Source organism: Bordetella saccharivorans, from assembly GCF_045862855.1.
Taxonomy (GTDB): Bacteria; Pseudomonadota; Gammaproteobacteria; order Burkholderiales; family Burkholderiaceae_B; genus Bordetella_A; species Bordetella_A petrii_F.
Genome location: NZ_BAAFZO010000001.1, coordinates 4,986,160 through 5,008,958, shown reverse-complemented (window position 1 = coordinate 5,008,958; position 22,799 = coordinate 4,986,160). Strand labels below are relative to the sequence as shown.

The 22,799-nt window shown below is 71.2% G+C and carries 25 protein-coding genes; 12 read left to right on the top strand and 13 right to left on the bottom strand.

The genetic code is table 11. The annotated features are described in order from the left end of the window. Positions 1–127 precede the first annotated feature (127 nt). Both ACKTT0_RS24015 and ACKTT0_RS24010 read left to right on the top strand, forming a co-directional pair. A complete protein-coding gene (locus ACKTT0_RS24015; protein ID WP_407852230.1) occupies positions 128–1,378 on the top strand; it encodes an MFS transporter in 1,251 nt (416 codons plus the stop codon). Between the two features lie 59 nt (positions 1,379–1,437). Next, positions 1,438–2,127 (top strand): GntR family transcriptional regulator, encoded by a 690-nt coding sequence (locus tag ACKTT0_RS24010; RefSeq protein WP_407852229.1) that lies wholly within the window; start codon positions 1,438–1,440, stop codon positions 2,125–2,127. A 10-nt stretch (positions 2,128–2,137) separates the two neighbouring features. Here ACKTT0_RS24010 and ACKTT0_RS24005 read toward each other — a convergent pair whose 3' ends face one another. The 4 genes from ACKTT0_RS24005 to ACKTT0_RS23990 form a co-directional block, all read right to left on the bottom strand. Next, positions 2,138–3,394: an MFS transporter gene (locus tag ACKTT0_RS24005; protein WP_407852228.1), complete on the bottom strand. Its 1,257-nt coding sequence runs from the start codon at positions 3,392–3,394 to the stop codon at positions 2,138–2,140. A 41-nt stretch (positions 3,395–3,435) separates the two neighbouring features. Then, entirely contained in the window at positions 3,436–4,332 is an 897-nt protein-coding gene (locus ACKTT0_RS24000) for an amidohydrolase family protein (RefSeq protein ID WP_407852227.1), read from the bottom strand. A 176-nt stretch (positions 4,333–4,508) separates the two neighbouring features. Then, positions 4,509–5,621: a porin gene (locus ACKTT0_RS23995; protein ID WP_407852226.1), complete on the bottom strand. Its 1,113-nt coding sequence runs from the start codon at positions 5,619–5,621 to the stop codon at positions 4,509–4,511. Between the two features lie 146 nt (positions 5,622–5,767). Further along, positions 5,768–7,255 carry an MFS transporter gene (locus ACKTT0_RS23990; protein WP_407852225.1) on the bottom strand — a complete coding sequence of 496 codons (1,488 nt, stop codon included), beginning with the start codon at positions 7,253–7,255 and terminating at the stop codon, positions 5,768–5,770. 147 nt (positions 7,256–7,402) lie between these two features. On the opposite strand from ACKTT0_RS23990, the gene ACKTT0_RS23985 reads away from it, so the two are divergent. After that, positions 7,403–8,059, top strand: a complete 657-nt coding sequence (locus ACKTT0_RS23985) for a TetR/AcrR family transcriptional regulator (RefSeq protein ID WP_407852224.1) — start codon at positions 7,403–7,405, stop codon at positions 8,057–8,059. A gap of 34 nt (positions 8,060–8,093) precedes the next feature. Here ACKTT0_RS23985 and ACKTT0_RS23980 read toward each other — a convergent pair whose 3' ends face one another. The 5 genes from ACKTT0_RS23980 to ACKTT0_RS23960 form a co-directional block, all read right to left on the bottom strand. Then, on the bottom strand, positions 8,094–8,981 hold the full coding sequence (locus ACKTT0_RS23980; protein ID WP_407852223.1) for a DMT family transporter: 888 nt from the start codon (positions 8,979–8,981) through the stop codon (positions 8,094–8,096). A gap of 284 nt (positions 8,982–9,265) precedes the next feature. Further along, positions 9,266–10,639, bottom strand: coding sequence for a PepSY-associated TM helix domain-containing protein (locus tag ACKTT0_RS23975; protein ID WP_407852222.1), 1,374 nt, complete (start codon positions 10,637–10,639; stop codon positions 9,266–9,268). A gap of 5 nt (positions 10,640–10,644) precedes the next feature. After that, positions 10,645–12,798 (bottom strand): TonB-dependent receptor, encoded by a 2,154-nt coding sequence (locus ACKTT0_RS23970; RefSeq protein WP_407852221.1) that lies wholly within the window; start codon positions 12,796–12,798, stop codon positions 10,645–10,647. Between the two features lie 58 nt (positions 12,799–12,856). Then, positions 12,857–13,261 (bottom strand): DUF2946 family protein, encoded by a 405-nt coding sequence (locus tag ACKTT0_RS23965; RefSeq protein ID WP_407852220.1) that lies wholly within the window; start codon positions 13,259–13,261, stop codon positions 12,857–12,859. A gap of 113 nt (positions 13,262–13,374) precedes the next feature. Beyond that, positions 13,375–14,607, bottom strand: coding sequence for an MFS transporter (locus tag ACKTT0_RS23960; RefSeq protein ID WP_407852219.1), 1,233 nt, complete (start codon positions 14,605–14,607; stop codon positions 13,375–13,377). Between the two features lie 89 nt (positions 14,608–14,696). On the opposite strand from ACKTT0_RS23960, the gene ACKTT0_RS23955 reads away from it, so the two are divergent. Beyond that, positions 14,697–15,659: a GlxA family transcriptional regulator gene (locus tag ACKTT0_RS23955; RefSeq protein ID WP_407852218.1), complete on the top strand. Its 963-nt coding sequence runs from the start codon at positions 14,697–14,699 to the stop codon at positions 15,657–15,659. A gap of 238 nt (positions 15,660–15,897) precedes the next feature. Here the strand turns inward: ACKTT0_RS23955 and ACKTT0_RS23950 are convergent, their stop codons facing one another. Beyond that, positions 15,898–16,161: a hypothetical protein gene (locus tag ACKTT0_RS23950; protein ID WP_407852217.1), complete on the bottom strand. Its 264-nt coding sequence runs from the start codon at positions 16,159–16,161 to the stop codon at positions 15,898–15,900. 75 nt (positions 16,162–16,236) lie between these two features. On the opposite strand from ACKTT0_RS23950, the gene ACKTT0_RS23945 reads away from it, so the two are divergent. The 6 genes from ACKTT0_RS23945 (at position 16,237) to ACKTT0_RS23920 (ending at position 19,958) form a co-directional block, all read left to right on the top strand. Further along, positions 16,237–16,746 carry a GNAT family N-acetyltransferase gene (locus tag ACKTT0_RS23945; protein WP_407852216.1) on the top strand — a complete coding sequence of 170 codons (510 nt, stop codon included), beginning with the start codon at positions 16,237–16,239 and terminating at the stop codon, positions 16,744–16,746. 85 nt (positions 16,747–16,831) lie between these two features. Then, positions 16,832–17,293, top strand: coding sequence for a MarR family winged helix-turn-helix transcriptional regulator (locus ACKTT0_RS23940; RefSeq protein WP_407852215.1), 462 nt, complete (start codon positions 16,832–16,834; stop codon positions 17,291–17,293). A 130-nt stretch (positions 17,294–17,423) separates the two neighbouring features. Beyond that, positions 17,424–17,849, top strand: coding sequence for an organic hydroperoxide resistance protein (locus ACKTT0_RS23935; RefSeq protein WP_407852214.1), 426 nt, complete (start codon positions 17,424–17,426; stop codon positions 17,847–17,849). Positions 17,850–17,870: 21 nt separating this feature from the next. Further along, a complete protein-coding gene (locus ACKTT0_RS23930; protein WP_407852213.1) occupies positions 17,871–18,632 on the top strand; it encodes a DUF4336 domain-containing protein in 762 nt (253 codons plus the stop codon). Between the two features lie 86 nt (positions 18,633–18,718). Beyond that, positions 18,719–18,844: a hypothetical protein gene (locus ACKTT0_RS23925; protein ID WP_269321379.1), complete on the top strand. Its 126-nt coding sequence runs from the start codon at positions 18,719–18,721 to the stop codon at positions 18,842–18,844. 151 nt (positions 18,845–18,995) lie between these two features. Next, complete coding sequence (locus ACKTT0_RS23920) at positions 18,996–19,958, top strand: hypothetical protein (RefSeq protein ID WP_407852212.1); 963 nt, start codon at positions 18,996–18,998, stop codon at positions 19,956–19,958. Here the strand turns inward: ACKTT0_RS23920 and ACKTT0_RS23915 are convergent. Both ACKTT0_RS23915 and ACKTT0_RS23910 read right to left on the bottom strand, forming a co-directional pair. Beyond that, on the bottom strand, positions 19,841–20,518 hold the full coding sequence (locus tag ACKTT0_RS23915; protein WP_407852211.1) for a LysE family translocator: 678 nt from the start codon (positions 20,516–20,518) through the stop codon (positions 19,841–19,843). The genes ACKTT0_RS23920 and ACKTT0_RS23915 overlap by 118 nt on opposite strands. 82 nt (positions 20,519–20,600) lie before the next feature. Then, positions 20,601–21,401: an AraC family transcriptional regulator gene (locus tag ACKTT0_RS23910; RefSeq protein WP_407852210.1), complete on the bottom strand. Its 801-nt coding sequence runs from the start codon at positions 21,399–21,401 to the stop codon at positions 20,601–20,603. A gap of 64 nt (positions 21,402–21,465) precedes the next feature. Here ACKTT0_RS23910 and ACKTT0_RS23905 point away from each other — a divergent pair, with 64 nt between their 5' ends. Then, a complete protein-coding gene (locus tag ACKTT0_RS23905) occupies positions 21,466–21,663 on the top strand; it encodes an oxidoreductase-like domain-containing protein (RefSeq protein WP_407852209.1) in 198 nt (65 codons plus the stop codon). Positions 21,664–21,699: 36 nt separating this feature from the next. Here the strand turns inward: ACKTT0_RS23905 and ACKTT0_RS23900 are convergent, their stop codons facing one another. Then, on the bottom strand, positions 21,700–22,152 hold the full coding sequence (locus ACKTT0_RS23900; RefSeq protein WP_407852208.1) for a copper resistance protein NlpE: 453 nt from the start codon (positions 22,150–22,152) through the stop codon (positions 21,700–21,702). 199 nt (positions 22,153–22,351) lie between these two features. Here ACKTT0_RS23900 and ACKTT0_RS23895 point away from each other — a divergent pair, with 199 nt between their 5' ends. Beyond that, entirely contained in the window at positions 22,352–22,795 is a 444-nt protein-coding gene (locus ACKTT0_RS23895) for a carboxymuconolactone decarboxylase family protein (protein WP_407852207.1), read from the top strand. Positions 22,796–22,799: the final 4 nt, after the last annotated feature.

Here is a 22,799-nt window from a genome sequence, read left to right as displayed (position 1 = left end):
ACGGCGCCGTGGCGCGGCCGCTTGCAAGGCCGCCCGGAGCGGATGAAGAACCTTCACCCGCCATCAAAATCTTTTCCTTTGCCGGCGCGGCCGCGCGCTGCCACCATGCGGGCAAGGAGAACGCATCATGCAGACCGCAAACAGCAGCGGGCGCCTGGCGTCCGGCAATACGGCTCTGGCCGTCGTGGTGGCGGCGGCGCTGATACTCAGCGCGGCCATGGGGGTACGGCAGACCTTCGGGCTGTTCATCAGCCCTTTCTCGTTCGACCGCGGCCTGCCGGTCACGCAGATCGCCTTCGCCATCGCCGTGCACAACCTGGTGTGGGGCGTGGCGCAGCCGTTCGCCGGCGCGGCGGCCGACCGCTACGGCTCGGCGCCGGTGGTGGCGTTCGGCGCGGCGGCGTTCGCGGCCGGGCTGGCACTGACCTCGGTGGCGGATTCGCCGCTGTTGCTGGTGCTGGGCATGGGCGTGCTGGTGGGGGTCGGCATCAGCTGCACCGGGTTCGGCGTGGTGCTGGCCTCGGTGGGGCGGGCCGCCGCGCCCGAGCGGCGCAGCATGGCGCTGGGCATTGCCAGCGCCGGCGGCTCGCTGGGGCAGGTGGCGCTGGTGCCGTTCGCGCAAATGCTGCGCGACCTGTCGGGCGTGTCGGCTTCGCTGTGGGGGCTGGCGGTGCTGATGCTGCTGGCGGCGCCGCTGGGCCTGCTGCTGGACCGGCCCGGCGCAGGCAGCGCGGCGGCCGCGCAAGAGCCGCGGGTGCCGCTGCGGCAGGCCGTGCTGCATGCCTGCCGGCATCGCGGCTATTGCCTGCTGACTCTCGGTTTCTTCACCTGCGGGTTCCAGCTGGCCTTCATCGCCACGCACCTGCCGGGCTACCTGGTGCTGTGCCACATGCCGGCGGGGCTGGGCGCCACCGCGCTGGCGTTGATCGGCCTGTTCAACATGGCGGGCAGCTGGGCCTGCGGCTGGCTCGGCGGGCACTTTCGCCAGCAGCATGTGCTGGGCTGGCTGTACCTGATCCGCGGCGCGGCCATCGCGGCGTTTTTCCTGCTGCCCAAGAGCACGCTGTCGGTGGTGCTGTTCGCGGCGGTGATGGGGCTGACCTGGCTGGGCACCGTGCCGCTGACCAGCGGGCTGGTGGCCAAGGTGTTCGGCACCCGCCACCTGGGCACGCTGTTCGGCGTGTGCTTCCTGAGCCACCAGGTCGGCTCGTTCCTGGGGGCCTGGCTGGGCGGGCTGGTGTTCGACCTGACCGGCTCGTATACGCCGATCTGGGCGGCCACCGCGCTGGCGGGCCTGGTGGCGGCGTTGCTGCATTTCCCGATCGACGACCGGGCGGCCGCGCCGGCGCCGGCCGCCGCCGCGCTGGTCCAACGCTGAATCGATTGTTGATATAGTGGTTGCCCCGCCCAGCCGGGCCAGCTCCTATGTCGCCATCGATGTCCCAGGTCCTGTCCGACACGCCGTCCGCCGCGCCCGCCGATGCTTCCATCGCCGACGCGGTGCGCGTGCTCGAAGAAGACATCGTGCTGGGCGGCCTGCATCCGCGCGAACGCCTGATCGAAGACGACCTGATCCGCCGCTTCGGCCTGAAGCGCCATGCCGCGCGCGAGGTGCTGGCCGAACTGGCGCGGCGCGGGCTGGTCGAGCGCCGCAAGCATGTGGGCTGCGAGGTGCGGGCGTTCACGGCGCAGGAAGTGGCCGAGCTCTACCAGATGCGCGAACTGCTCGAGGCCGAGGCCGCCCGCGCGCTGCCGTGCCCGCTGCCGGCCGAGGCCTTGCGCCAGTTGACCGAGATCCAGCGCGAGCACGACCGCGCGGTGGCCGAGGGCGACCCGCGCGCGGTGTTCCATACCAACCAGCGGTTTCATCGCACGCTGTTCGGCTTCTGCCAGAACGGCGTGCTGCAGAAGGCCATCCAGGAATATGCGCGCCAGACCCACGCCATCCGCTTCGGCTCGCTGGTAGACGCGTCATATCGCGAGCGCGCGCGCCAGGAGCACTGGGCCATGATCGCCGCGCTGCAGGAAGGCCGGCGCGACGACCTGATCCGCCTGTGCCGCGGCCACCTGGCGCCGTCGCGCGATGCCTACCTGGCGCTGAACCGCCACCTGCAGCCGCGCGGCTGAGCCGGCGCGGTCAGTCCGCCTCGCCCAGGCTGCCCAGGCTGGCCAGGGCGCGGCCGCGGGTCTCGGGCAGCAGCAGGGTGGCGAGCAGCACCACCGCGTAGGCGCCGCCGGCGAAGATGCCGATGGCCATGGCCAGCCCCATGCTGTTGCTCAGGTAGCCCACCAGGCTGGGAAACAGCGCGCCGATCCCGCGCCCGAAGTTGTAGGCGAAGCCCTGGCCGTTGGCGCGGATCTCCGACGGGAACAGTTCGGTCAGGTAGGCGCCCAGCCCGCCGAAAATGCCCGACGCGGCAAAGCCCAGCGGAAAGCCCAGGAACAGCATCTGGCCGTCGGTGAGCGGCACTTGCGTGTAGAAGTACACGCACACGCCCGACAGCACCGAGTAGATGAGGAAATTCACGCGCCGGCCCAGGCGGTCGGCCATGTGCGCGCCGGCGATGTAGCCGCAGAACGAGCCGAGGATGATCACCAGCAGGTAGCCGCCGGTGTTCAGCACCGACAGGTGGCGCTCCACTTTCAGGTAGGTGGGCAGCCAAGTGGTGACGGCGTAGTAGCCGCCCTGGATGCCGGTGCACAGCAGCGCCGACAGCAGCGTGGTCTTCAGCAGCGCCGGCGAGAAGATCAGCCACGGCGAGACCTTCGGCTCGCCGGCGGCGCGGCGGTTGCGCGCCTGTTCGAAGATTTCCGGCTCGGGCACGTGCTTGCGGATATACAGCACCAGCAGCGCGGGCAGCACGCCCACCCAGAACAGGCTGCGCCAGGCCCATTGCTCTGGCAGCACCGAGAACGCGATGGTGTAGAGCAGGGCGGCGATGCCCCAGCCCACCGCCCAGCCGCTCTGCACCGTGCCGACCGCGCGGGCGCGGTGTCGGGCCTTGATGATCTCGCCCATCAGCACCGAGCCCACCGCCCATTCGCCGCCGAAGCCCAGGCCCTGCAGGGCGCGCAGCACGAAGATCTGCTCGAAGTTCTGGGTGAAGCCGATGCCCACCGTGCAGGCCGAGAACCACAGGATGGTGATCTGCAGCACGCGCACGCGGCCGTAGCGGTCGGCCAGGATGCCGGCGCCCCAGCCGCCGATGGCCGAGAACAGCAGCGTCACGGTGCCCAGCATGCCCGCCTGGCCGCGGTCGATGCCCCACAGCGCCACCAGCGTGGAGATCACGAAGGTGAACACCATGTAGTCGAGTGCGTCGATGGTCCAGCCCAGGAACGAGGCGTAGAAGGTGCGCTTGCCGTTTTGGTCGAGTTCGCTGAACCAGCTCATGGCGGTGTCTCCGCGTGGTTGGGTTGTTATGGCGGCCGCGCTCAGGCGGCGGGAAAGTCGTACAGGGCCTGCGGGTTGTCCACCAGGATGCGCCGGCGCTGCGCCGGATCGGGCGCCCATTTGGGCAGCAGGTTGCGCAGCACGCCGGTGTCCGGCATGCGCGGGATGGCCACGTGCGGCCAGTCGCTGCCCCACACCATGCGGTCGGGCGCGGCCTCGATCAGCGCCTGCGCCCACGGCGTGACGTCGTCGTAATGGTCGAACTGCTCGCTGATGCGGTAGGCGCCCGAGAGCTTGGCCCACCAGCCGTGGTCCCGCACGCCGCGCAGCAGCGCCTGGAAGCCGGGGTGCTGCATGCCCGCGGCGACCGGCATGTGGCCCATGTGGTCGAACACGCAGGGCACCGGCAGGCGGGCCAGGCGCGGCGCCAGCTCGGGCAGGCGCCGCACGTCCATCAGGAACTGCGCGTGCCAGCCCAGTTCCGCCAGGCGGGGGGCGAGGCGGTCGACCGCTTCCACGCCGACGCCGCCGCCGAACAACACGTTGAAGCGCACGCCGCGCACGCCGGCCGCGTGCATGGCCGCCAGTTCGCGGTCGGGCACGTCGGGGTCCACCACGGCCACGCCGCGCAGCTGGCCGGGATGGCGGCGCAGCACGTCCAGCATGTAGCGGTTGTCGGTGCCGTGCACGCTGACCTGCACCAGCACGCCGCGCGCCATGCCGCAGGCAGCCAGCATGGCCAGGTAGTTTTCTTCGGGGGCGGGCGGCGGCGTGTAGCTGCGGTTTGCCACGTAGGGGTGGCGCACGCCGTCGCCGATGACGTGGGCGTGCGTGTCGCAGGCGCCGGGCGGAATGTCGAAGCTGGCCGGGGCCACGTCGGGCAGCGGGCCCAGGCAGAGGGTGTGGTCGACGGGCGGGGTATCGTGGGAGGAAGTCATCGTGACGCGGCCTGGTCGAAGGTGCAGGCAGGCTACGCCCGGGATGGCGCTATCGTCAATAGGATTATCGATAAAGCCGGACGGCTGTGCGCCAGGCGCCGGATGGGCGATCGCGTGATGGTCCCGCCCTTGGCGCAATGGCGGCGGGCCGCGCCGGGCCCGCCGCCCGAACCGCGTTAGAAGCGGTGGCGGATGCCGACGCCGGCGGCCGTGCTCTTGAGGCCGTCGATGAAGGCGTAGTCCTTGCCGTACGAACCGTAGGCGTACAGGTTGGTGCGCTTGGACAGGTCGTAGGTGTAGCCCAGGCTCCACACGTTCATGGTGGAGTCGCCGCCGGTCAGGCGGTCGTTGGACGGGTCGACGCGCTGCCACGAGGCGAACACGTTGCTGGCGCCGCCGATGGGCAAGGTCGCGCCCACCATGTACGAATTGGCCTTGAAGCCGTCGACGAAGCGGTTCGAGCCGAACTCGTTGCTGAACGGCGTGCCGGCCGGCACGTCCTGGCCGGTGAACCAGCCGTCGGTGGTGCGCGCGTAGGCGGCCGCCAGCTTCAGCACTTCGAAGTCGTACGACAGGCCGACGGCGTACTGGCGCGGGGTGGCGCTGTTGTCGATCTGGCTGCTGCTGTTGCTGCCGTTGAGCTGGTCGTAGGTCAGCGCCGCGTTCAGCGGGCCGTTGACGTAGCGCAGGCCGGCGGTGATGCCGCGGGTGTTGTCGGCGGTGCGGAAGCCGGTCTGGTCGTCGTTGCCGTCATCGACGTTGAACGAGTAGCCGGCGCCGAACTCGAAGCCGCCCCACGAAGGCGAGCGGTACATCACCATGTTGTCCCAGCGGGTGGTGTTGGCCGAGCTGAAGCCCAGGCCCAGGTTGGCCTGCGTGTAGCTGGTGTAGAACGGATCGATGTCGGCCAGGTATTTCGAGGCCATGTTGGTCTGGCGGCCGAATTCCACGGTGCCCCAGCTGTCGCTGGCCAGGCCGATGGTGGCCTGGCGGCCGAACAGGCGGTCGCCCTGCGCGCGGGAACCGTTGCCGGAATCGAAGCCGCTTTCCAGGGTGAACACGGCGCGCAGGCCGTCGCCCAGGTCTTCGGTGCCGCGCAGGCCCCAGCGCGAGCCGGCCTGGATGCCGTTGATCATGCCGATGCGGCTGCCGTCGTATCCGTCGCCCTTGATTTTGTTGTAGCCGATGCCGGTGTCGATGACACCATAGAGAGTGACCGACGTCTCAGCCTGGGCCGCACCTGCGAAACCAGCCAGCAATGCGGCGGCGAGCAGCGTCTTTTTCGTCATCAGTGAGATCTCCTTGATTGAGGGGGAAAAAGGCATGACCCGCCAGCATTGCAAGCGCAGGCGGGTCATTCCTAGGGGGCAATGGTAAAGCATTGCACCGTACAGGCTGCTGAATCGGTCGTGTTTTGTGGCCAAAAGCTTCTATTTCACGCTAATTCCCGGTGCGGAACCGGGCGCAGGAAGCGCTCGGCGGCCAGCAGGGCGGCGGCCAGCAATGCCGCGCCGCCAGCCGCGATCATGGCCGCCTGGAAGCCGCCGGCCATGGCCTCGGCATAGGCGCCGCGCAGCGCGGCGGGCATGCTGTGCTGGGTGATGGCGGCGCGCGCCACGGCAAGCGCGTCGGCGGCGCCGGCCTGCGCCAGCCGCCGGGCCAGGGCCTCGACGGCCTGGGCGCTCATCAGCGTGCCCAGCAGCGCGATGCCCACCGCCATGCCGGTCTGGCGCAGCGCGTTCATGGTGGCCGAGGCCATGCCCGAGCGCTCGCGCGCCACCGAGCCCATGACCGCCATGCTGGTGGCCGGCACGGCCAGGCCCATGCCGATGCCCAGCAGCGTCATCAGGGCGCTGACCCGGCCCGCGCCGGTGGCGGCGGTGAAGGAGGCCATGGCCAGCATGGCCGCGCCCATCAGCGCATAGCCGGCGATCATCAGCCGCGGCAGCGCGATGCGCGCGCTCAGCCGGCCGAACAGCACCGCCATGGCGCCCATGGCGACGAATTGCGGCGCTAGCTGCCAGCCCGTGGCCATGGGCGACAGCCCCTGCACCTGCTGCAGGAACAGCGAGAAAAAGAACAGGCTGCTGTAGCCCGAAAAGCCCAGCACGAACGAGGCGCAATTGTTGACCGCGAAGCCGTTGTGGCGGAACAGCGCCAGCGGCAGCACCGGCCGGGCGGCGCGCCGCTCCACCGCGATGAACGCAACCAGGCCGGCGGCCGCCAGGGCCAGCGCCCATTGAGTGCCGGCGTGGCGCCAGCCGTGTTCGCCGGCGGCGATCAGCCCGTAGGTCAGCGCGCCCAGCCAGCCGATGCTGAGAGCCTGGCCGGCCGGGTCGAACGCGGCATGCTCGGGGTGCGCGCTTTCGGGAATGGCCCACAGGCCCAGGCCGACCGCCAGCGCGCCCACCGGCAGGTTGATCAGGAAGATGCTCTGCCAGCCGGCATGGTCGACCAGCACGCCGCCCAGCATGGGGCCGACGATCAGCGAAATGGCGGTGAACGAGGACCATGCGCCGATCACGTGGGCGCGTCGGGCCGGTTCGGTGAAGGCCTGGGTCAGGATCGACAGCGCGCCTGGGATCAGCAGCGCGCCGGCCACGCCCTGCACGGCGCGGCCGGCCAGCAGCAAAGGCAGGCCGGTGGCGGCGGCGCACAGCGCCGACCCCAGCATGAACAGCGCCACGCCGCCCAGCCAGGCGCGCCGCCGGCCGTAGCGGTCGCCCAGCGGGCCGGCCGACAGCATGAAGGCCGACAGGCACAGCGCGTAGGCGTCCACCACCCACTGCAACCCGGCGATGTCCGTGTCCAGCGCGGCCTGCAAGGTGGGCAGGGCGACGTTGACGATACTGATGTCCAGCACCGTGATGAAGGTGCCGAGGCACACGGCGGCGACCAGGGCGAGTTGGCGGGCGGGCAGCATGGGGCGGGCGCATGGTTGATCCGGGAAGGGTTCATTTTATTTATCGACCGACCGTCGGTCAATTGAAAAAAGAATCATTCCTATGTAAGGCAGGATGCCAGGCGGCGCATCTTCTACACTCGGGGTTTTGCCCGCTTATCCCTGCCCATGCGTCCGGCCCGCCGTCCATCCACCCCGCCGCCCGCCGGCCCCGTCCGGCCGCCCCGCACCAAGCCGCCGGAGGTGCGGCTGGACGAGCTGATGGCGGCCGCCGAGCAATTGTTCATCGCCAAGGGGGTCGAGGCGGCCACGGTGAGCGACATTGTCGAGGCGGCCGGCGTGGCCAAGGGCACTTTCTATCATTACTTCGCCTCCAAGCACGACATCCTGCTGGCGCTGCGGGCCAAGTTCTCGCAGGGGTTCCTGGCGCGGGTGGACGAGGCGGTGCGGGCCTGCGCGCCGGAAGACGGCGCGGCGCGGGTGCGGGCCTGGACCCACGCCGGCGTGGCCGCCTACCTGGCCGACTACCGGCTGCACGACGTGGTGTTCCACGACGCGCGCCACGGCGACCGCGGCACGCGCGAGAAGCACGACGTACTGGACCAGCTGGAGCGGATCCTGGCCGACGGCCAGCGCGCCGGCAACTGGACGCTGGCCGCGCCGCGCCTGACCGCCATCGTGCTGTTCCACGGCATGCACGGCGCGGTGGACGACGCGATCGCGCGCGGCGAGCACGATGGCCAGGCGCTCGCTGCGCAACTGGCGGAGATCTTCCTGGGCCTGCTGCGCGGGCCGGCCGCCGGCGCGCGGGGGCCGGCGGCCTGATCCCCCGGGGCCGCGCCCATGGCCGGCGCGGGCCTCACGCGGGCTGCTTGCCGGGCGCCGGTCCGGGCGCCGTGCGCAGCACTAGCGCCAGGCCGCCCAGGATGGCGGCCATGCCGGCCAGGGCCGGCAGCGACAGGCGGTTGCCCAGCAGCAGGTAGTCCAGCAGCGCCGTGACCCCGGGCACCAGGTAGAACAGGCTGGTGACGTTGACCAGGTTGCCGGCCTGGATCAAGCGGTACAGCAGCAGCGTGGCGCCCACCGAAATCACCAGCCCCAGCCATAGCAGCGGCACCAGCAACTGCGGGCCGGCGTCCACTCGCCAGGGCTGGAACGGCACGCACGCCAGGCACAGCAGCAAGCCGGCCGCATATTGCAGCGGCAGGGCGCGCAGGGGCGGCTGGCGCAGGCTCTTCTGCAGGATCGCGCCGCCCGTCATGCACAACAGCGCGCCCAGCGCGTACAGCATGCCGACGGCCGAGTAGCGGGCCAGGCCGATGCTGTCCCACACCACCAGCGCCAGCCCGGCCATGGCCAGGGCCAGCCCGAGCAGGCGCGGCAGCGGGAAGCGGCGTTCCAGCAGCGCCAGCGTCAGCAGCGGCTGCGCGTCCAGGGTGGTGGCCAGCACGCCCGGCGTGATGCCGTGGTCCAGGGCCAGGAAGTAGCAGATGGAATAGCCGCCGATCATGGTCAGGCCGGTGGCGGCCACGCGGCCGCGCGTCCCGGCCGGGGGCAGCCAGGGCTGGCGGGCCAGGCCGCCCAGCGCCAGCAGGGCCGCCAGCGCCAGCGCGAAGCGCAGCGCCAGGAAGGCAAAGGGCGTGGCGTGCGCCAGGCCCCATTTCGAGAAGATGGCGCCGCTGCCCCACAGCAGCACGAACAGGGTGGTGGCGCCATAGGCCTTGCAGGCCGTTTTTGCATCGATCATCGTAGTGTCCCGTCAAGGAAACGAACGGGCTCCCGCACGCGGCCGGCGCAGGCGCCGGACGGCGAATTCAAGGGGAAGCTGCGGGAGCGGCCAGGCGGGCTGGGATCAGCCCAGGACGGCGGCGGGCGGCGGCGGCGGGGCCGCGCGGCCCGCGACGACGCCCGGCGGCGGGGCGACGGGGGCTACGACGAGGAAAAGACGCGACGCGCGCGCCGCGCCGGCAAGGGCCGGTGCGGTATGCAGGTGAGTATGGGGCGCGCGTCGGTTCATGACAGGTGCTTAAGCTACACGCCGTACGAACGGGTGTCAACGCGGGCGCGGCGCTGCACCGCCAGGTCGAGCGCCAGCATGACCAGCAGCGAGGCGCCCACCAGCGGGAACACGATCCCGCCGGCCACCAGCAGGGCCAGGACGCCGCGCAGCGCGCCGCGCGAGGCCGGCAGCGGCGGGATGCCCAGACCGCCGGCCGGGCGGCGCTTCCACCACATGACCGCGCCGGCCACGCACAGCAGCACGATGCCCAGGCAGGCGGCCAGCAGGATCAACTGGTTGGCCAGCCCGAACTCCTGCCCCATGTGCACGTTGATGCCCCATTCCAGCGCCTTGCCCAGCGGGCCGTAGTCGCGGTAGCTCATGTCCAGCAGCGGCTGGCCGGTGTATTGGTCCAGGTGCACCACGCGCTGGCGCGCCAGGTCGTCGGGGTACACCGACGCGGTGTAGACCCCGGTGGCGGACTGCGGCACGTTGATGGCGTAGCCGGGCGCCAGGCCCAGGCGCTCGACGGCGCGCACCGCCGCGTCCAGGCCGATCGGCTGGCCGGCGTGGTGCGGCGCGGCCGACTCCGGCACGCGCGCCTGCTCCAGCGACCAGGTGGTGTGGCCCATGTGCGCCAGGTGCTCGTCGGACATCGGCACGGCCACGCGCACGCCGGCAGGATAGCCGAAGTTGTTGCCGTTGGCCCATTGGTTGACCTTGCCGCCCCACACCAGCGACCACGGCATGCCGGTCAGCGCCAGGAACAGGATGAACAGCGCCACCGCCGCGCCCGTGACCGCGTGCAGGTCGCGCCAGAACACGCGCTGGCGCGGGCCGCCACGCACGCTCACCACGCCCTGCCGGCGCCCGCGCGGCCACCACAGGTAGGCGCCGGTCAGCACCAGCAGGATCGACCAGCCGGCGGCGATCTCGATCGCGCCGTTGGCGATGGGGCCGAAGTAGTCCAGGCTGTGCAAGCGCCGGACGGTCCACATCAGGGTGTCGCGTTCGCCCAGCGCGCCCAGCACCCGGCCGTCGTAGGGGTCGACGTACACACCGAGGCTGGCGCCGCCGGCCGGCTTGACCACCACCTGGGCGGCGGCGTCCGGCGCGGCGGGCGGCAGGTACTTGGCCAGGGTGCCGGGGTGGGCGCGCAGGGCAGCCTGCGCCAGTGCCGAGGGCGGCAGGGCCGGCGCGTCGCGCGCCTCGACGTGCCGCAGGTCGTGGTACCAGGCATCCTCGATCTCGTTGTGGAACAGGTACAGCGCGCCGGTGGCCGCCAGCAGGATGAGAAAGGGCAGCACCAGCAGGCCGGCGTAGAAATGCCAGCGCCATACCGCGCGGTAGACGTCGGCGCGGCGAACGCTGTCCTGGGCGGCGATGTTAGAAGGGGTTGTCGTCATGTCGTTCAGAACCGGTAGTTGGCCGACAGCTCCACGCGCCGTCCGGCGCCCAGCAGCCATTGGGTCTGGTTGTAGTAGGCGGTTTCGGCGTATTGCTTGTCGAACACGTTGTAGGCGCGCAGCGCCAGGCTCAGGTCGCGGCGCGGCTCCCATTGCAGCGCCAGGTTGGTGGTGGTGTAGGCGGCCATTTCCAGCTCATTGGCGCTGTCGGCGTAGCGCTTGCCGACGTAGCGCAGGCCCGCGCTGGCGGTCCAGCGCGGCATGAACTTCCAGCTGACCCACAGGTTGGCCAGGCGCTCGGGCACGTCGGGCGGCACATTGCCGCGCCGCGACACCGCCGCGCCGCCCGAGGTGTCGGTGAAATCGTCGTAGCGGGCATCCAGGATGGCGCCGTTGAAGTCGATGCGCCAGTCGCGCGCCAGCTCCACCCCCACGGTCAGCTCCAGGCCGCGGCTCGACTGGCTGCCCACCTGCACGCGCAGCGACGGGTCGTCGGGGTCGCGCGTGACCAGGTCCTTCTTGCGGATGTGATAGGCGGCCAGGGTCCATTCTCCCTTGTTGTCCCAGAAGGTCTGCTTCAGCCCGATCTCGACCTGGCGGCCTTGCGCCAGGTCGAAATCCTTGTTGGCGGGGGACAGCAACAGCAGCCCGCCGACCGGGTCGGCGGCTTCCGAGTACTGCCCGTAGAGCGCCAGGTCCGGCAGCAAGTCGTATACCGTGCCGACGCGCCAGCCCACGTTGGTGAAGGTGGTGCGGTAGGCGGTGGTGCCGGCGACCAGGTCTTCGCGCTCCAGGTCGATGTGGTCGTAGCGCACGCCGCCCAGCACCGACCAGCGGTCCGTCAGCATCAGGCGGTCTTCGGCGAACAGCGCGTACTGCGTGGCGGTGTTGCGATAGCGCGGCGTGGTGCCGGCCTCGTTGATGAAGTCGCCGTGCTCGAAATCGTACGGGTCCACCAGCGAGGTGCCGCCGTAGGGCGAGTTGTTGGTGTGCTTGAGCTTGCTGCGGTTCAGCTCGGCGCCCACCGAGACCTGGTTGCGCAGGCCGAACAGGTGGCCGTCGAAGGCGGCATCCGCGCGCGCGCCCACCTGCGACTGATCGTGGCGGATGTCGGTGTAGGCGCTGCGCTCGATCAGGCCGCTGGCCGGCACCCAGGTGTAGTTCTCGGCGTCGCGGTAGTCGCGGTTGCTGCCCAGGTAGTAGACGCGGCCGCGCACCGTGGTGGCGGCGTTCGGCATCCATTCGGCCTGCAGTTCGGTGCGGCTGTCGCGGTAGATGATCTTGCTGTCGGCCACGTTGTAGTTCTTGTGGCGCAGCGAATAATCGATCTCGCCGTCGACCAGCGGCGTGCCGAAATAGCGGGTCGGCTCCTGCCACGCATAGGCCTGCGTCAGGGTGAAGTTGAGTTCGGGCGAGACGTCCAGCCGCAGCGCGGCGGTGACGGCGGCGTTCTTCGATTCGCCCAGGCTCATGTCGGCGTCGCTGCGGTTGCCGCTGATGTCCAGCCGGTACGACCAGCGCTCGTCGAGCGCGCCGCCGCTGCCGAACGCCAGGCGCTGCGTGTCGTGCGTGCCCACGGCGGCCTGGATCTCGTTCTCGACCGGGCCGCGCGTCGGCTTCTTGGGGATCACGTTGACCACGCCGCCGATGGCGCCTTCGCCGTACAGCACCGAGGCGGGGCCGCGCAGCACTTCGATGCGGTCGACCGACCAGGGGTCGTAGACAAAAGTCTGGCCCAGGCCGCCGTACTGGCGCAGGCCGTCGTACAGGATGGCCACCGAGTTCGAGTCGGTGAAGCCGCGCGAGGACAGCGACGAGCCGCCGTTGCCGGGATGGCGGAAAGCGCTGATGCCGGCGGCCTGGGTGACCGCGTCCATCACCGTCACGTCGCCGCGCTGGCGCAGTTGTTCGTTGGTGATGACGTCGATGCTGGCGGGCGTCTCGAACGGGGTGAGCTGCAGGAACGAGCCGGTGGCGGCGCTTTCGCGCAGCGTGGGCAGCGGCGTGTCGCCGGATACGGAAATGGCGGGCAGGGTGGCCACGGACGCGGCGTCGGCGTCTTGCGCGCGCGCCGGCGGCTGCGCCAGCACGAGGGCCAGCGCGGCGGAAACGGCCGTGCGCCGCGGCAGGACGGATGTCCTGGCGGATGGAACAGGCATGGGATCTCTCGGTAGTAAAAGGACGAGGCCGTCGCGTCGGGCGACGGTCCGGGCAGCACTAACCGAGGAAGAAAGGCGGGGCGCGCGCCCCGAGCGGGGCGCCAGGCGGGGCGAGTGCGGCGGCCGGCGGTGGCGCGCGCGCGGCGATGCGCAGCGCCACCACCGAGGGCGGCTGCGCCACCGCGGCCGGCGCGGCGGCCAGGGGCAGGGCGGCCAGCGCCGCGCCGACCGGGCAGACCGCCGATTGCTCGGCGTGCTGCGCGTCCTGGTGATGGCCGGCCTTGTGAGGGCCTTCCACCCATACCGGGCCGGCCGCCGAGCACAGTTGGATCAGCGTGGCGCCGGGCTGGCTGCTGGGCATGAAGCCCTGCGGCACCAGCGCTTTCAGCGCGAACAGGCACAGCGCCAGCCAGATGACGGCGCGGTGGCGGCTCGTGACGAGGGCGCGGGCGGAAAGGCGCATGATGTTGCAATTCTAAACTACAGATTGCAGCGGTACGGCCCTCTCCAGGGATCGATGCAGTGCCTCGGCGATGGCTTCCGGGGCCCGCCGCTAGGGCCTGTTCATGATAGGCCCTAGGCGCGCGCGACGCCGGCCCGCGGACGGCGCCGCGTGTCGATCACCCACCAGGCCGTCATGGCGGCCGCCAGCGCCACCACGGGCAGCATGGCGGCGTTGACCGCCTGCCAGCCGTAGCGGTCCAGCGCCGGGCCGGCGGCCAGCGTGGCCAGCGCGGTGGCGGCGTAGCGCAGCATCTCCGCGGCGCCTTGCGCGCGGCCGCGCTCGGCGGGCCGGTACGATTGCGCCAGCAGGGTGGTGCCGCCCACGAACATGAAATTCCAGCCCACGCCCAGGCAGAACAGCGCCACGTAGAAGGCCGGCAGGCTGGTGGAGGCGATCGCGACGGCGGCCGAGACCAGGTTGATGGCCATGCCCAGGCCCAGCATGACCGGCAGGCCCCAGCGCTTGATCAGCGCGCCGGCGAAGAAGGCCGGGCCGTACATGCCGACCAGGTGCCACTGCATGATGTTGGCGCCGTCGTCGATGGTGTGGTGGCAGGCCACGGCCGCCAGCGGCGCGGCGGTCATCACGAACATCATCGAGACCGAGCCGACCACGTTGTTGGCCAGCGCCGCCACGAAGATAGGCTGGCGCGCCACCACGCGCAGGGGGCGGGGCGGCGCGGCCGGCTCGCGCGGGCCGGCGCCGGCCGGGACATCGTCCAGGTCGCGGTAGCCGGCCAGCAGCAGCGCCACGCTGGCCGCGCCCAGCAGCGCCACCATCAGGTAGGCGCCGGCAAAAGTCGCCAGCGGGAACAGGTCGCGGCTCCAGGCCGCCAGCGCCGGGCCGGCCAGGGCGGCGATCACGCCGCCGGCCATCACCACGGCAATGGCGCGCGCCTTGGCGTCGTCCTCGACCGCGTCGGCCGCCGCCAGGCGGTAGTACTGGGCGAAGGCCTGGAATACGCCGACCAGGGCGGTGCCGGCGCAGAACAGCCAGAAATCGGCGCGGAATACCGCCCAGACGGATATCAGCCCGCCCAGCGCGCCGGCCAGGCCGCCCAGGGCGAAGCCGGCGCGCCGGCCGATGCGCTGCATCAACAGCGAGGCGAACCAGGTCACGATGGCGCCGGCCACGGTGATCAGCGCAAAGGGCAGCGTGGCGAGCGCCTTGTCGGGCGCCAGCATGTGGCCGGTCAGCGCGGTGAGGGTCAGGTCGATGGAAATCGCGGCAATGTACAGGCCCTGGCAGACGGCCAGGATGCGGGCGTTGCGGCGCCCGGCGAGCAAGCGGGAAGACGGAGACATGGGGCAGCAAGTGGCGAAGGAGGGTTGACAGGCCCCACTGTAGCGATCGATGCTATGTCACGAATGACATATTTCCCTTGAAAATTGCCATGAGCATCTCGGTCGCTTTCCTGATGATTCCCGGGTTCCAGTTGCTGGACATGGCCGGCCCGTTGTCGGTGTTCCAGACCGCCGGCGAACTCGCCGGTGGGCGCCGCGGCCCCGCCTATGCGCCGCAGCTGGTGTCGGCGCGCGGCGGGCGGGTCGCCAGTTCGTCCGGGGTGGAGGTGATCACGCGTCCATGGCGCGACGCGCGGCCCGGCATCGTGCTGGTGCCGGGCGGCGAGGGTCCGCGGCTGGCCGGCGCGGCGCCCGGCCCGCGGGCCTTCCTGCTGGACGCGCAGGCGCAGGGCGCGCGGCTGGCCAGCGTGTGCACGGGCGCCTTCGTGCTGGCGCACGCCGGCCTGCTGGACGGCCGCCGCGCCACCACGCACTGGCGCCACGCCGCCGAACTGCAGCGCCGCTACCCGGCCATCAAGGTCGACAGCGACAAGATCTACCTGCGCGACGGCACGGTGTGGACGTCGGCCGGCATCACCGCCGGCATCGACCTGGCGCTGGCCATGGTGGAAGACGATCTGGGCGCCGAGGTGGCGCGCCAGGCCGCGCGCGACATGGTGGTGTATCACCGGCGCGCCGGCGGCCAGTCGCAGTTTTCCGCGCTGCAGGACCTGGCGCCGCAGAGCGAGCGCATCCGGCGCGTGCTGGGCTACATCGGCCAGCACCTGACCGCGCCGCTGACCATCGAGGAACTGGCCGCGGCCGCCTGCCTGAGCCCGCGCCAGTTCATCCGCCTGTTCAAGGCCGAGACGGGGCAGACGCCGGCCAAGGCGGTCGAGCGCATCCGCGCCGAGGCGGCGCGCGCGCGGGTCGAGGCGGGCGGCATGACCATCGACGCGGTGGCCCGCCTGACCGGCTTCGCCGACGCCGAGCGCATGCGCCGCGCCTTCGTCCGCCGCTATGGGCAGCCGCCGCAAGCGCTGCGGCGCGCCGCGCGCGAAGCGCTGGCCTAGGCGCCAGGCATCCGGGAAGAGCGCCTGCAAGTCATGCGAATGCCAGGCGCCTGAAGGACAGTCGTTACCCAGCTGTCAGACACCTCGCGGCGAGTATCGCGCTACCCAGGTGTCAGACACCCGGGGAGACGGCCCGAGATCTGCCGCGCTTTCTCGCAGGGTGTCTGACACCCCACCGCGCAGGGCGTCTAACACTTCGCCGCAACACCTTGCAGCGAACAGACCGGCAACGTCGCGCTCAGGTGTCGGCGTCGGATCCGGGCTGCTCGGTGAAGGCGCGCACCAGGCGCGCGATGTTGTCCAGTTCATCCTGCGCCCCGCCCGCCCAGGGCGGCGTGGCAAACGGGCTGTCGGCCGGCGCGCGGTCCACGCTGGCTTTCAGGTCTTGCAGAATGTCGAGCGCCAGCTCGGTCGCCTGGGGATTGCTGCGGGTGGACAGCGCCAGGGCCAGCGCCACGGTCTGCCGCAGCGCGAGCAGGCGGCCGTCGAGTTCGGTTTCCATGGGAGCCTGTAATATCGGGTCGGTATCCGCCTATTCTACGTACTGCCGCCCGCCACGCAGTTTCCACCTGTTGCCATGCTGATCCGTTCCGAGACCGACGCCGACATCGCCGCCATCTTCGCCGCCACGCAGGACGCTTTCCGCGACCAGCCGTTCAGCGAGCATAACGAGGGCCCCATCGTGGATGCGCTGCGCGCCGCAGGCGCGCTGGCGCTGTCGCTGGTGGCCGAGCACGACGGCCGGGTGGTGGGCCACGCCGCGTTCTCGCCGGTCAGCATCGCCGGGCCGGCCGGGCAGGCCGTGGGCTGGTATGGCCTGGGGCCGGTGAGCGTGGCGCCGGCCTGGCAGGGCCGGGGCATCGGCTCGATGCTGGTGCAGGAAGGCCTGGCGCGCCTGCAAGGGCGCGGCGCGGCCGGCTGCGTGGTGCTGGGCGAGCCGCATTTCTACCGGCGCTTCGGCTTTCGCGCCGATCCGGCCCTGGTGCTGCCCGATGTGCCGCCCGAATATTTCATGGCGCTGGCCTGGCGTGCCGGGGCGCGCGGCACGGTGCAATACCACACGGCATTCGACGCCGCGCCGGGCTGAGCGCAGCGAGGGTCCGCAAGCGCGTCCGCGCGCCACAGAAAAATAACTTGCGATTAAATAGCGCACTATGTATTATGCGTCCATCATGACCCGCCGCCGCGCTCCTTCCTCCGCCGCTCCGTCGCTGCTGCTCGACGAACAGCTCTGCTTCGCCCTGCATTCCACGGTACTGGCCATGAACAAGGTGTATCGCAAACTGCTGCGCCCGCTGGGGCTGACCTATCCGCAATACCTGGTGATGATGGTGCTGTGGGAACAGGACCAGCTCACGCTGTCCGACATCGGCCGCCGCCTGTACCTGGATTCGGCCACGCTGACGCCGCTGCTCAAGCGCATGGAAGCGGCCGGGCTGGTCACGCGCCTGCGCGCCGCGCAGGACGAGCGCCAGGTCATCGTCGGCCTGACCCGCGCCGGGCGCGAGCTGCGGCAGAAGGCGGCCCAGGTGCCGGTGGGGGTGTTGGGCGCCACGGAGTGCGCGCCGGCCGACCTGGCGGCCCTGAAGGCCCGGCTCGAACACTTGCGCGATAGCCTGGGCGCCAACGCATGAAAACCGCCAGGCCATTTATCCGCGAAAAAGGTAGTGCACTATTTAATTGCAAGCAACTTGTATCCGGCCGCGGCGAGCCGTACTTTGATGAAATCGCCCTTGTCCCTGAACCCCACTGAAAGGAACTGCCATGTCTCTCGAAAAAGTCGTATACCGTGCCCATGCCAAGGCCACCGGCGGCCGCGACGGCCGCGCTGTGTCGTCCGACAAGGTGCTGGACGTGAAACTGACCACCCCGCGCGAAATGGGCGGCGCCGGCGGCGACGGCACCAACCCCGAGCAACTGTTCGCGGCCGGCTACTCGGCGTGCTTCCTGGGCGCCATGAAATTCGTGGCCAACCGCGACAAGATCGCCATTCCCGCCGACGTCTCGGTCGAAGGCGCGGTCGGCATCGGGCCCATTCCCAATGGTTTCGGCATCGAGGTCGAACTGAAGATCTCGCTGCCCGGCATGGCGCGCGACCAGGCCGAAGACCTGGTGCAGCGGGCCCACATCGTGTGCCCGTACTCCAACGCCACGCGCAACAACATCGACGTGACGCTGACGGTGGTGTAGCGCGCTGCCGCGCCAGCCGCCATGGGCGGGCATCCGCGCGACGATGGGCGCCTGCTGTATGCGCCCATCAACACGCTCAAGCCGGTGGCCGATGCGGTGTGGGTCGTCGACGGCCCGGTGATCCGCTACGGCCCGCCGTGGCCCAAGATGCGCTTTCCGACGCGCATGACGGTGCTGCGGCTGGGCCGCGACGACCTGTTCATCCATTCGCCCACCGCGCTCGTGCCCGAGCTGCGTGACGCCATCCAGAAACGCGGCCGGCCGCGCTGGATCATCGCGCCCAGCCGCATCCATTATTGGTGGGTGCCGCAGTGGCGCGAAGCATTCGCCGAGGCGGCCGTCTACCTGGCGCCGCGCGTGCGCGAACAGGCGGGCCGCCACATCGATTTCCCCGCACTGCCGCTGGCCGAGCCGGCTGGTTATCCGTGGGACGCCGAACTCGCCACGCTGCCGATCGCCGGCAGCTACCTGACCGAGGTGGAGTTCTTCCACCACGCCAGCCGCACGCTGATCCTCACCGACCTGATCGAGAACTTCGAGCCCGGCAAGCTCGAGTCGCGCTTCGCCCGCTGGCTGACCCGGCTGGGCGGCACCCAGGACCCGGACGGCCAGATGCCGCGCGACATGCGCCTGACCTTCGCGCGGCGGCGCGCCGAGCTGCGCGCCGCCGTGGACCAGATGATCGCCTGGGACCCGGAGCGCGTGATCCTGGCGCACGGCCGCTGGTACGAGCGCGACGGCGCGGCCGAGCTGCGGCGGGCGTTCCGCTGGCTGGGGGAGTAGCGCGGGCGCCCCAGGCGGGCGCATGCCGGCGGCCGCGCGCCGGCCCCGCTTGACGGACCTGCTGGGAGTGGTAGCATGCCGCCGTCATGACCCACCCCGCGTCTTCCGCCTATTTCGCCCTGCGCGCCCACCTGGCCACGCATCGTCCGACCCTGATCGGTTCGCACGACGTGGCGGTGCGCTCGGCCTACGCGCGCGCCAAACCCGGCTAATCGGCGCGGCCCGCGCGGGCCGTCCGCATCCTTTCCCCGCATTCCGGTTGTCCCAGGGCCCGCACGCCATGCCGCGCGCGGGCCGGGGCCGCTGCCACTGCCACGCGGCGACCGGACGGGGGCCGGCAACTCATTCAGAGCGTGTAGCGTCATGCAACTTACCAAGAACTTCGTCAAAGCCAAGAACCCCTGCGCCAGCGGCTATAAGTGGTTCCTGCGCGATCACCATGGCCAGGGCGACTACCAGGCCGTCCTGGATGCCCTGGTGGCGGACGGCCGCGTCGACGATGCCTGCTGGCTGCTGGACCAGTTCGGCCCGACCGACGGCGTGCTGCAGGTCGAGGCCATCGATGCGGCCGCCATCGTATTCGCCGGCACCGTGGTGGCGCGCCAGGGCATCAGCGTCGACACGGTGGTGCGGGCCGGACGGCGCATCGTGACCGGCGGCGGAGTGCGCGCCGGCACGGCCATCGTGGCCGGCGAGGATATCGACGCGCGTGGCAGCATCGTCTGCGACGGCGAGATCCGGGCGGGCGGCGATATCCATGCCGGCTGGGGCGTGTGCGCGGGCACGCGCCTGCATTGCGGCGGCGGGCTGCGCGCCGCCTGGGACGTGCGCACCGGGCAGGAACTGCGCGCCGGCGGCCCGGTGCTGGCGACCCAGGGCCTGGACATCGGCGCGGCGCTGTATTGCGCCCAGGGCATCAAGACCGACGGCGATGTGCGGGCCCACCAGGAAGTGCAGGCGGGCCGCGGCATCCTGGCCGCCGGCTCGGTCGTGTGCGGCGACCATCTGCAGGCTGAATGGGGCATCAAGGCCGGCGGCGACGTGATCGCCGACGGCGCGATCCGGGTGGGCGAGGGCATCGAGGCGGGCGGCCGCATCCTGGCCGGCCCTGGCCACGGGGTCTATGCGGGCCTGCGGGTGCGCATGGACGCCTGGGACGTCTCGGCGCGCGTCAGCGCCAGCGCGCGCCCCGACGCGCTGGTCTGCGGCTACTGGGCCGCGGACGCCAGCCACGCCGGCATGACGGATTCGGCCAGCAGCCACAATCCGCCCGCCGCGATCGCCAGCAGGACTGCCCCGGTGCCGCGCTCGACCGCCACGCTGTAGCGGGCGCAGCGGGCCATGACGGCCGGATGGCCGATGCCGGCGGCCACCAGCAGGTCCCAGCCCAGCACCGCGGCGAACATCCACAGGCCGTAGGCGAGCTGCGTCCCGGCAGGCGCGCGTTCGCCCGCCAGCAGGGCGAACAGGCTGGCGTAGAACAGGGCGTTCTTGGGGTTCAGGATGCCCGAGCCGAAGCCGGCGGCGAAGCGCCTTGGCCAGGAGGGCGGGGCCGCGCCGCCGCCGGCGGCCGCGGCCCGCAGCGCGGTATCGGCCGCGCGGGCATGCCGGATGAACAGGATGCCCAGGTAGCCCAGGTACAGGCAGCCTGCGGCCTGCAGCGAATGGAACAGCGGGCTGCCCGGGCGCAGCGCCGCGAAGCCGCCGATGGCCAGCGCGATGAACACCCCGTTGGCCGCCGCGATGCCCAGGCACACGGCGGCCGTCTTGCGCCAGCCATGCAGCAGCGCGCCGCGCACGATCAGGAAAAAGTCGGGTCCGGGGCTGAGCAGCGCCAGGAAATGCGCGCCCGCCACCACGATGAATTGTTGCCACGAAATTGCCATGTCGCCCCTCGCTGATCGGAGGCGATTCTGGCCGCGGGCGCGGCGCGTGTATTGAAGAAAAATGCGCGGCGGCGCCGCAGGGTCAGGCGCCGGCCCGGCGATAAGCGCCCGGCGTGGCGGCCACGCGCTGCTTGAACGCCCGCTGGAAATGGCTCTGGTCGGCGAAGCCCAGGTCCTGGGCGATGCGGCTCAGGCTCTGGCCGTCGCGCAACAGGCGGCGCGCCTGCACGATGCGCAGGTCGAGCTGGTAGGCGTGCGGGGTCATGCCGGTGGCGGCGCGGAAGGCGCGGATGAAGCGGTAGCGGTTCATGCCCGCCAGCGCGGCCAGCTCTGCCAGCGGCAGCGCCTGGCCGCGCGCCTCGCGCAACAGGGCCTCGACCCGCCGCAGGCCGGCCGGCGCCAGGCGCGGGGCGGCCTGGCGCGGCGGCCGGCCCAGCCACGAGCGGCCGCCCACGTACAGCACCAGGGCGGCTTCCTTGTCGGCCGGCGCCGCGGCGGAAAACAGCAGCGCGTTCAGTTCGCAGAAGCGCTGGTAGGCGGTGCGCGCATCGCTGACGCAGGGCTGCGCGGGCAGCGGCGCGTCGGGCGTCGTCTCGCGCAGCAGGGCGGCGACCCAGCCGGCATCCAGGTGCAGCATCTGGTAGCTCCAGGCATCGGCGTCCGGGTTGCAGGCGTGGGCGCAATGGGCCGGCACCATGACCAGGCTGCCGGGCCGCAGGCGCCGCCGCAGGGCGCCGCTGGTGAAGACGCTGCCGCCGCTGTCGACCGCGCCGACCGAGACGGTGTCGTGGGTGTGGGCGGCGTAGCAGGCGCGGCTATGGACGGCGCGCCGGCTTTCGACATAAGGCAGGCGCGGGTCGCGCCAGAACTGGGTGTCGGACATGGGATTCAAGGCTGCGGCAATGCCGGCCAGATTACCACCGCCGGCCGCGCGCGATAATAAGGCGATGACCGAGAATCAGCCTTCCCGCGGCGCCCCCGCCCTGGCCGAGGATCCGCCACCCGTGCCGCCGACCCCGCCGGAGCCGGGCGACTGCTGCCAGAGCGGCTGCATCCCCTGTGTCTACGACCTGTACGACGACGCCATGGAGCAGTACCGCGAGCAATTGCGCGCCTGGCGGGCGCGCCATGGCATGCAGGCCTAGAAGCGGCTCGTGCAGGCCTTTTAGCCTGAACCGGTCCTAGCGCTGCTGCGTCAGCACGTAATGCGGCGCCAGCGGCCCGCTTGGGCGCGTGCCGTCCTGGTACAGCTGGATCAGGCGTCCCTCGGCCACGAAATAGCGCTGCCCGTCGCCCGCCTTGTCGAGCTGGATGGTGCTGCCGTCGGGCTGCCAGGTGAAAGTGCCCCGGACCACGGTGGGGTGGGGCTGGCGGTCCAGGTAGCGGGTCTGCAGCTCGTAGGCGCCATGATCCATCAGCACCAGGCGGGTCTGGATGCCGGGGCAGTCGGCGCAGGGCAGCGTGCCTTCGTAGGCGCCGGCCCAGTCCAGCGCATTGCGCGCGTTGTGGCCGTCGCCCTGGCCGGCAGCCAGGGCGGGGCCCTGCCTGGGCTGGGGCGGCGCGGCGTCCTGCGGGCCGGTGCAGGCCGCCAGCGTGGCGGCAACCAGGAGGGAGAGCGGCGCAGTGGCTTTCATGCGGGGTCCTTTGCAACATTGCGGCTCTCCGAAGATAGCCCGCCGGCCGCGCCATGGTTGTTACCGGGCGTACGGCAAGCCGCGTTGCCGTGCCGCGTGTTGTTACATAATCGGCGGGACGCGTTGTCACAACGCATCATGCTGGCTCGTCATGTATGCAAGGGCGCCCGTCCGGCGCCGTCCGACCAAGGAGTTCCGCATGACCCCCCGTCTCAATCCCCACCAGGCCGATCCCCAGGCCATGCGCGCCGTGCTCGCGCTGCAGGCCTACGTCGACGATTGCGGCCTGGAGCACAGCCTGATCGAACTGGTGAAGATCCGCGCCTCGCAGATCAACGGCTGCGCCTATTGCCTGCACATGCACACCGCCGACGCGCGCAAGCACGGCGAGACCGAAGTGCGCCTGCACCTGCTGGCGGCCTGGCGCGAGTCGTCGCTGTACAGCGAGCGCGAGCGCGCGGCGCTGGCCTGGACGGAGGCCCTGACGCGGCTGCCCGACACCCAGGCGCCCGACGCCGACTACGCCTTGCTGAACGCGCACTTTTCGCCGGCCGAGCAGACCCGCCTGACGGTGGCGATCTGCACCATCAACACCTGGAACCGCATTGCGGTCGGCTTCCGCTCGCAGCATCCGCAGGACTGACGCG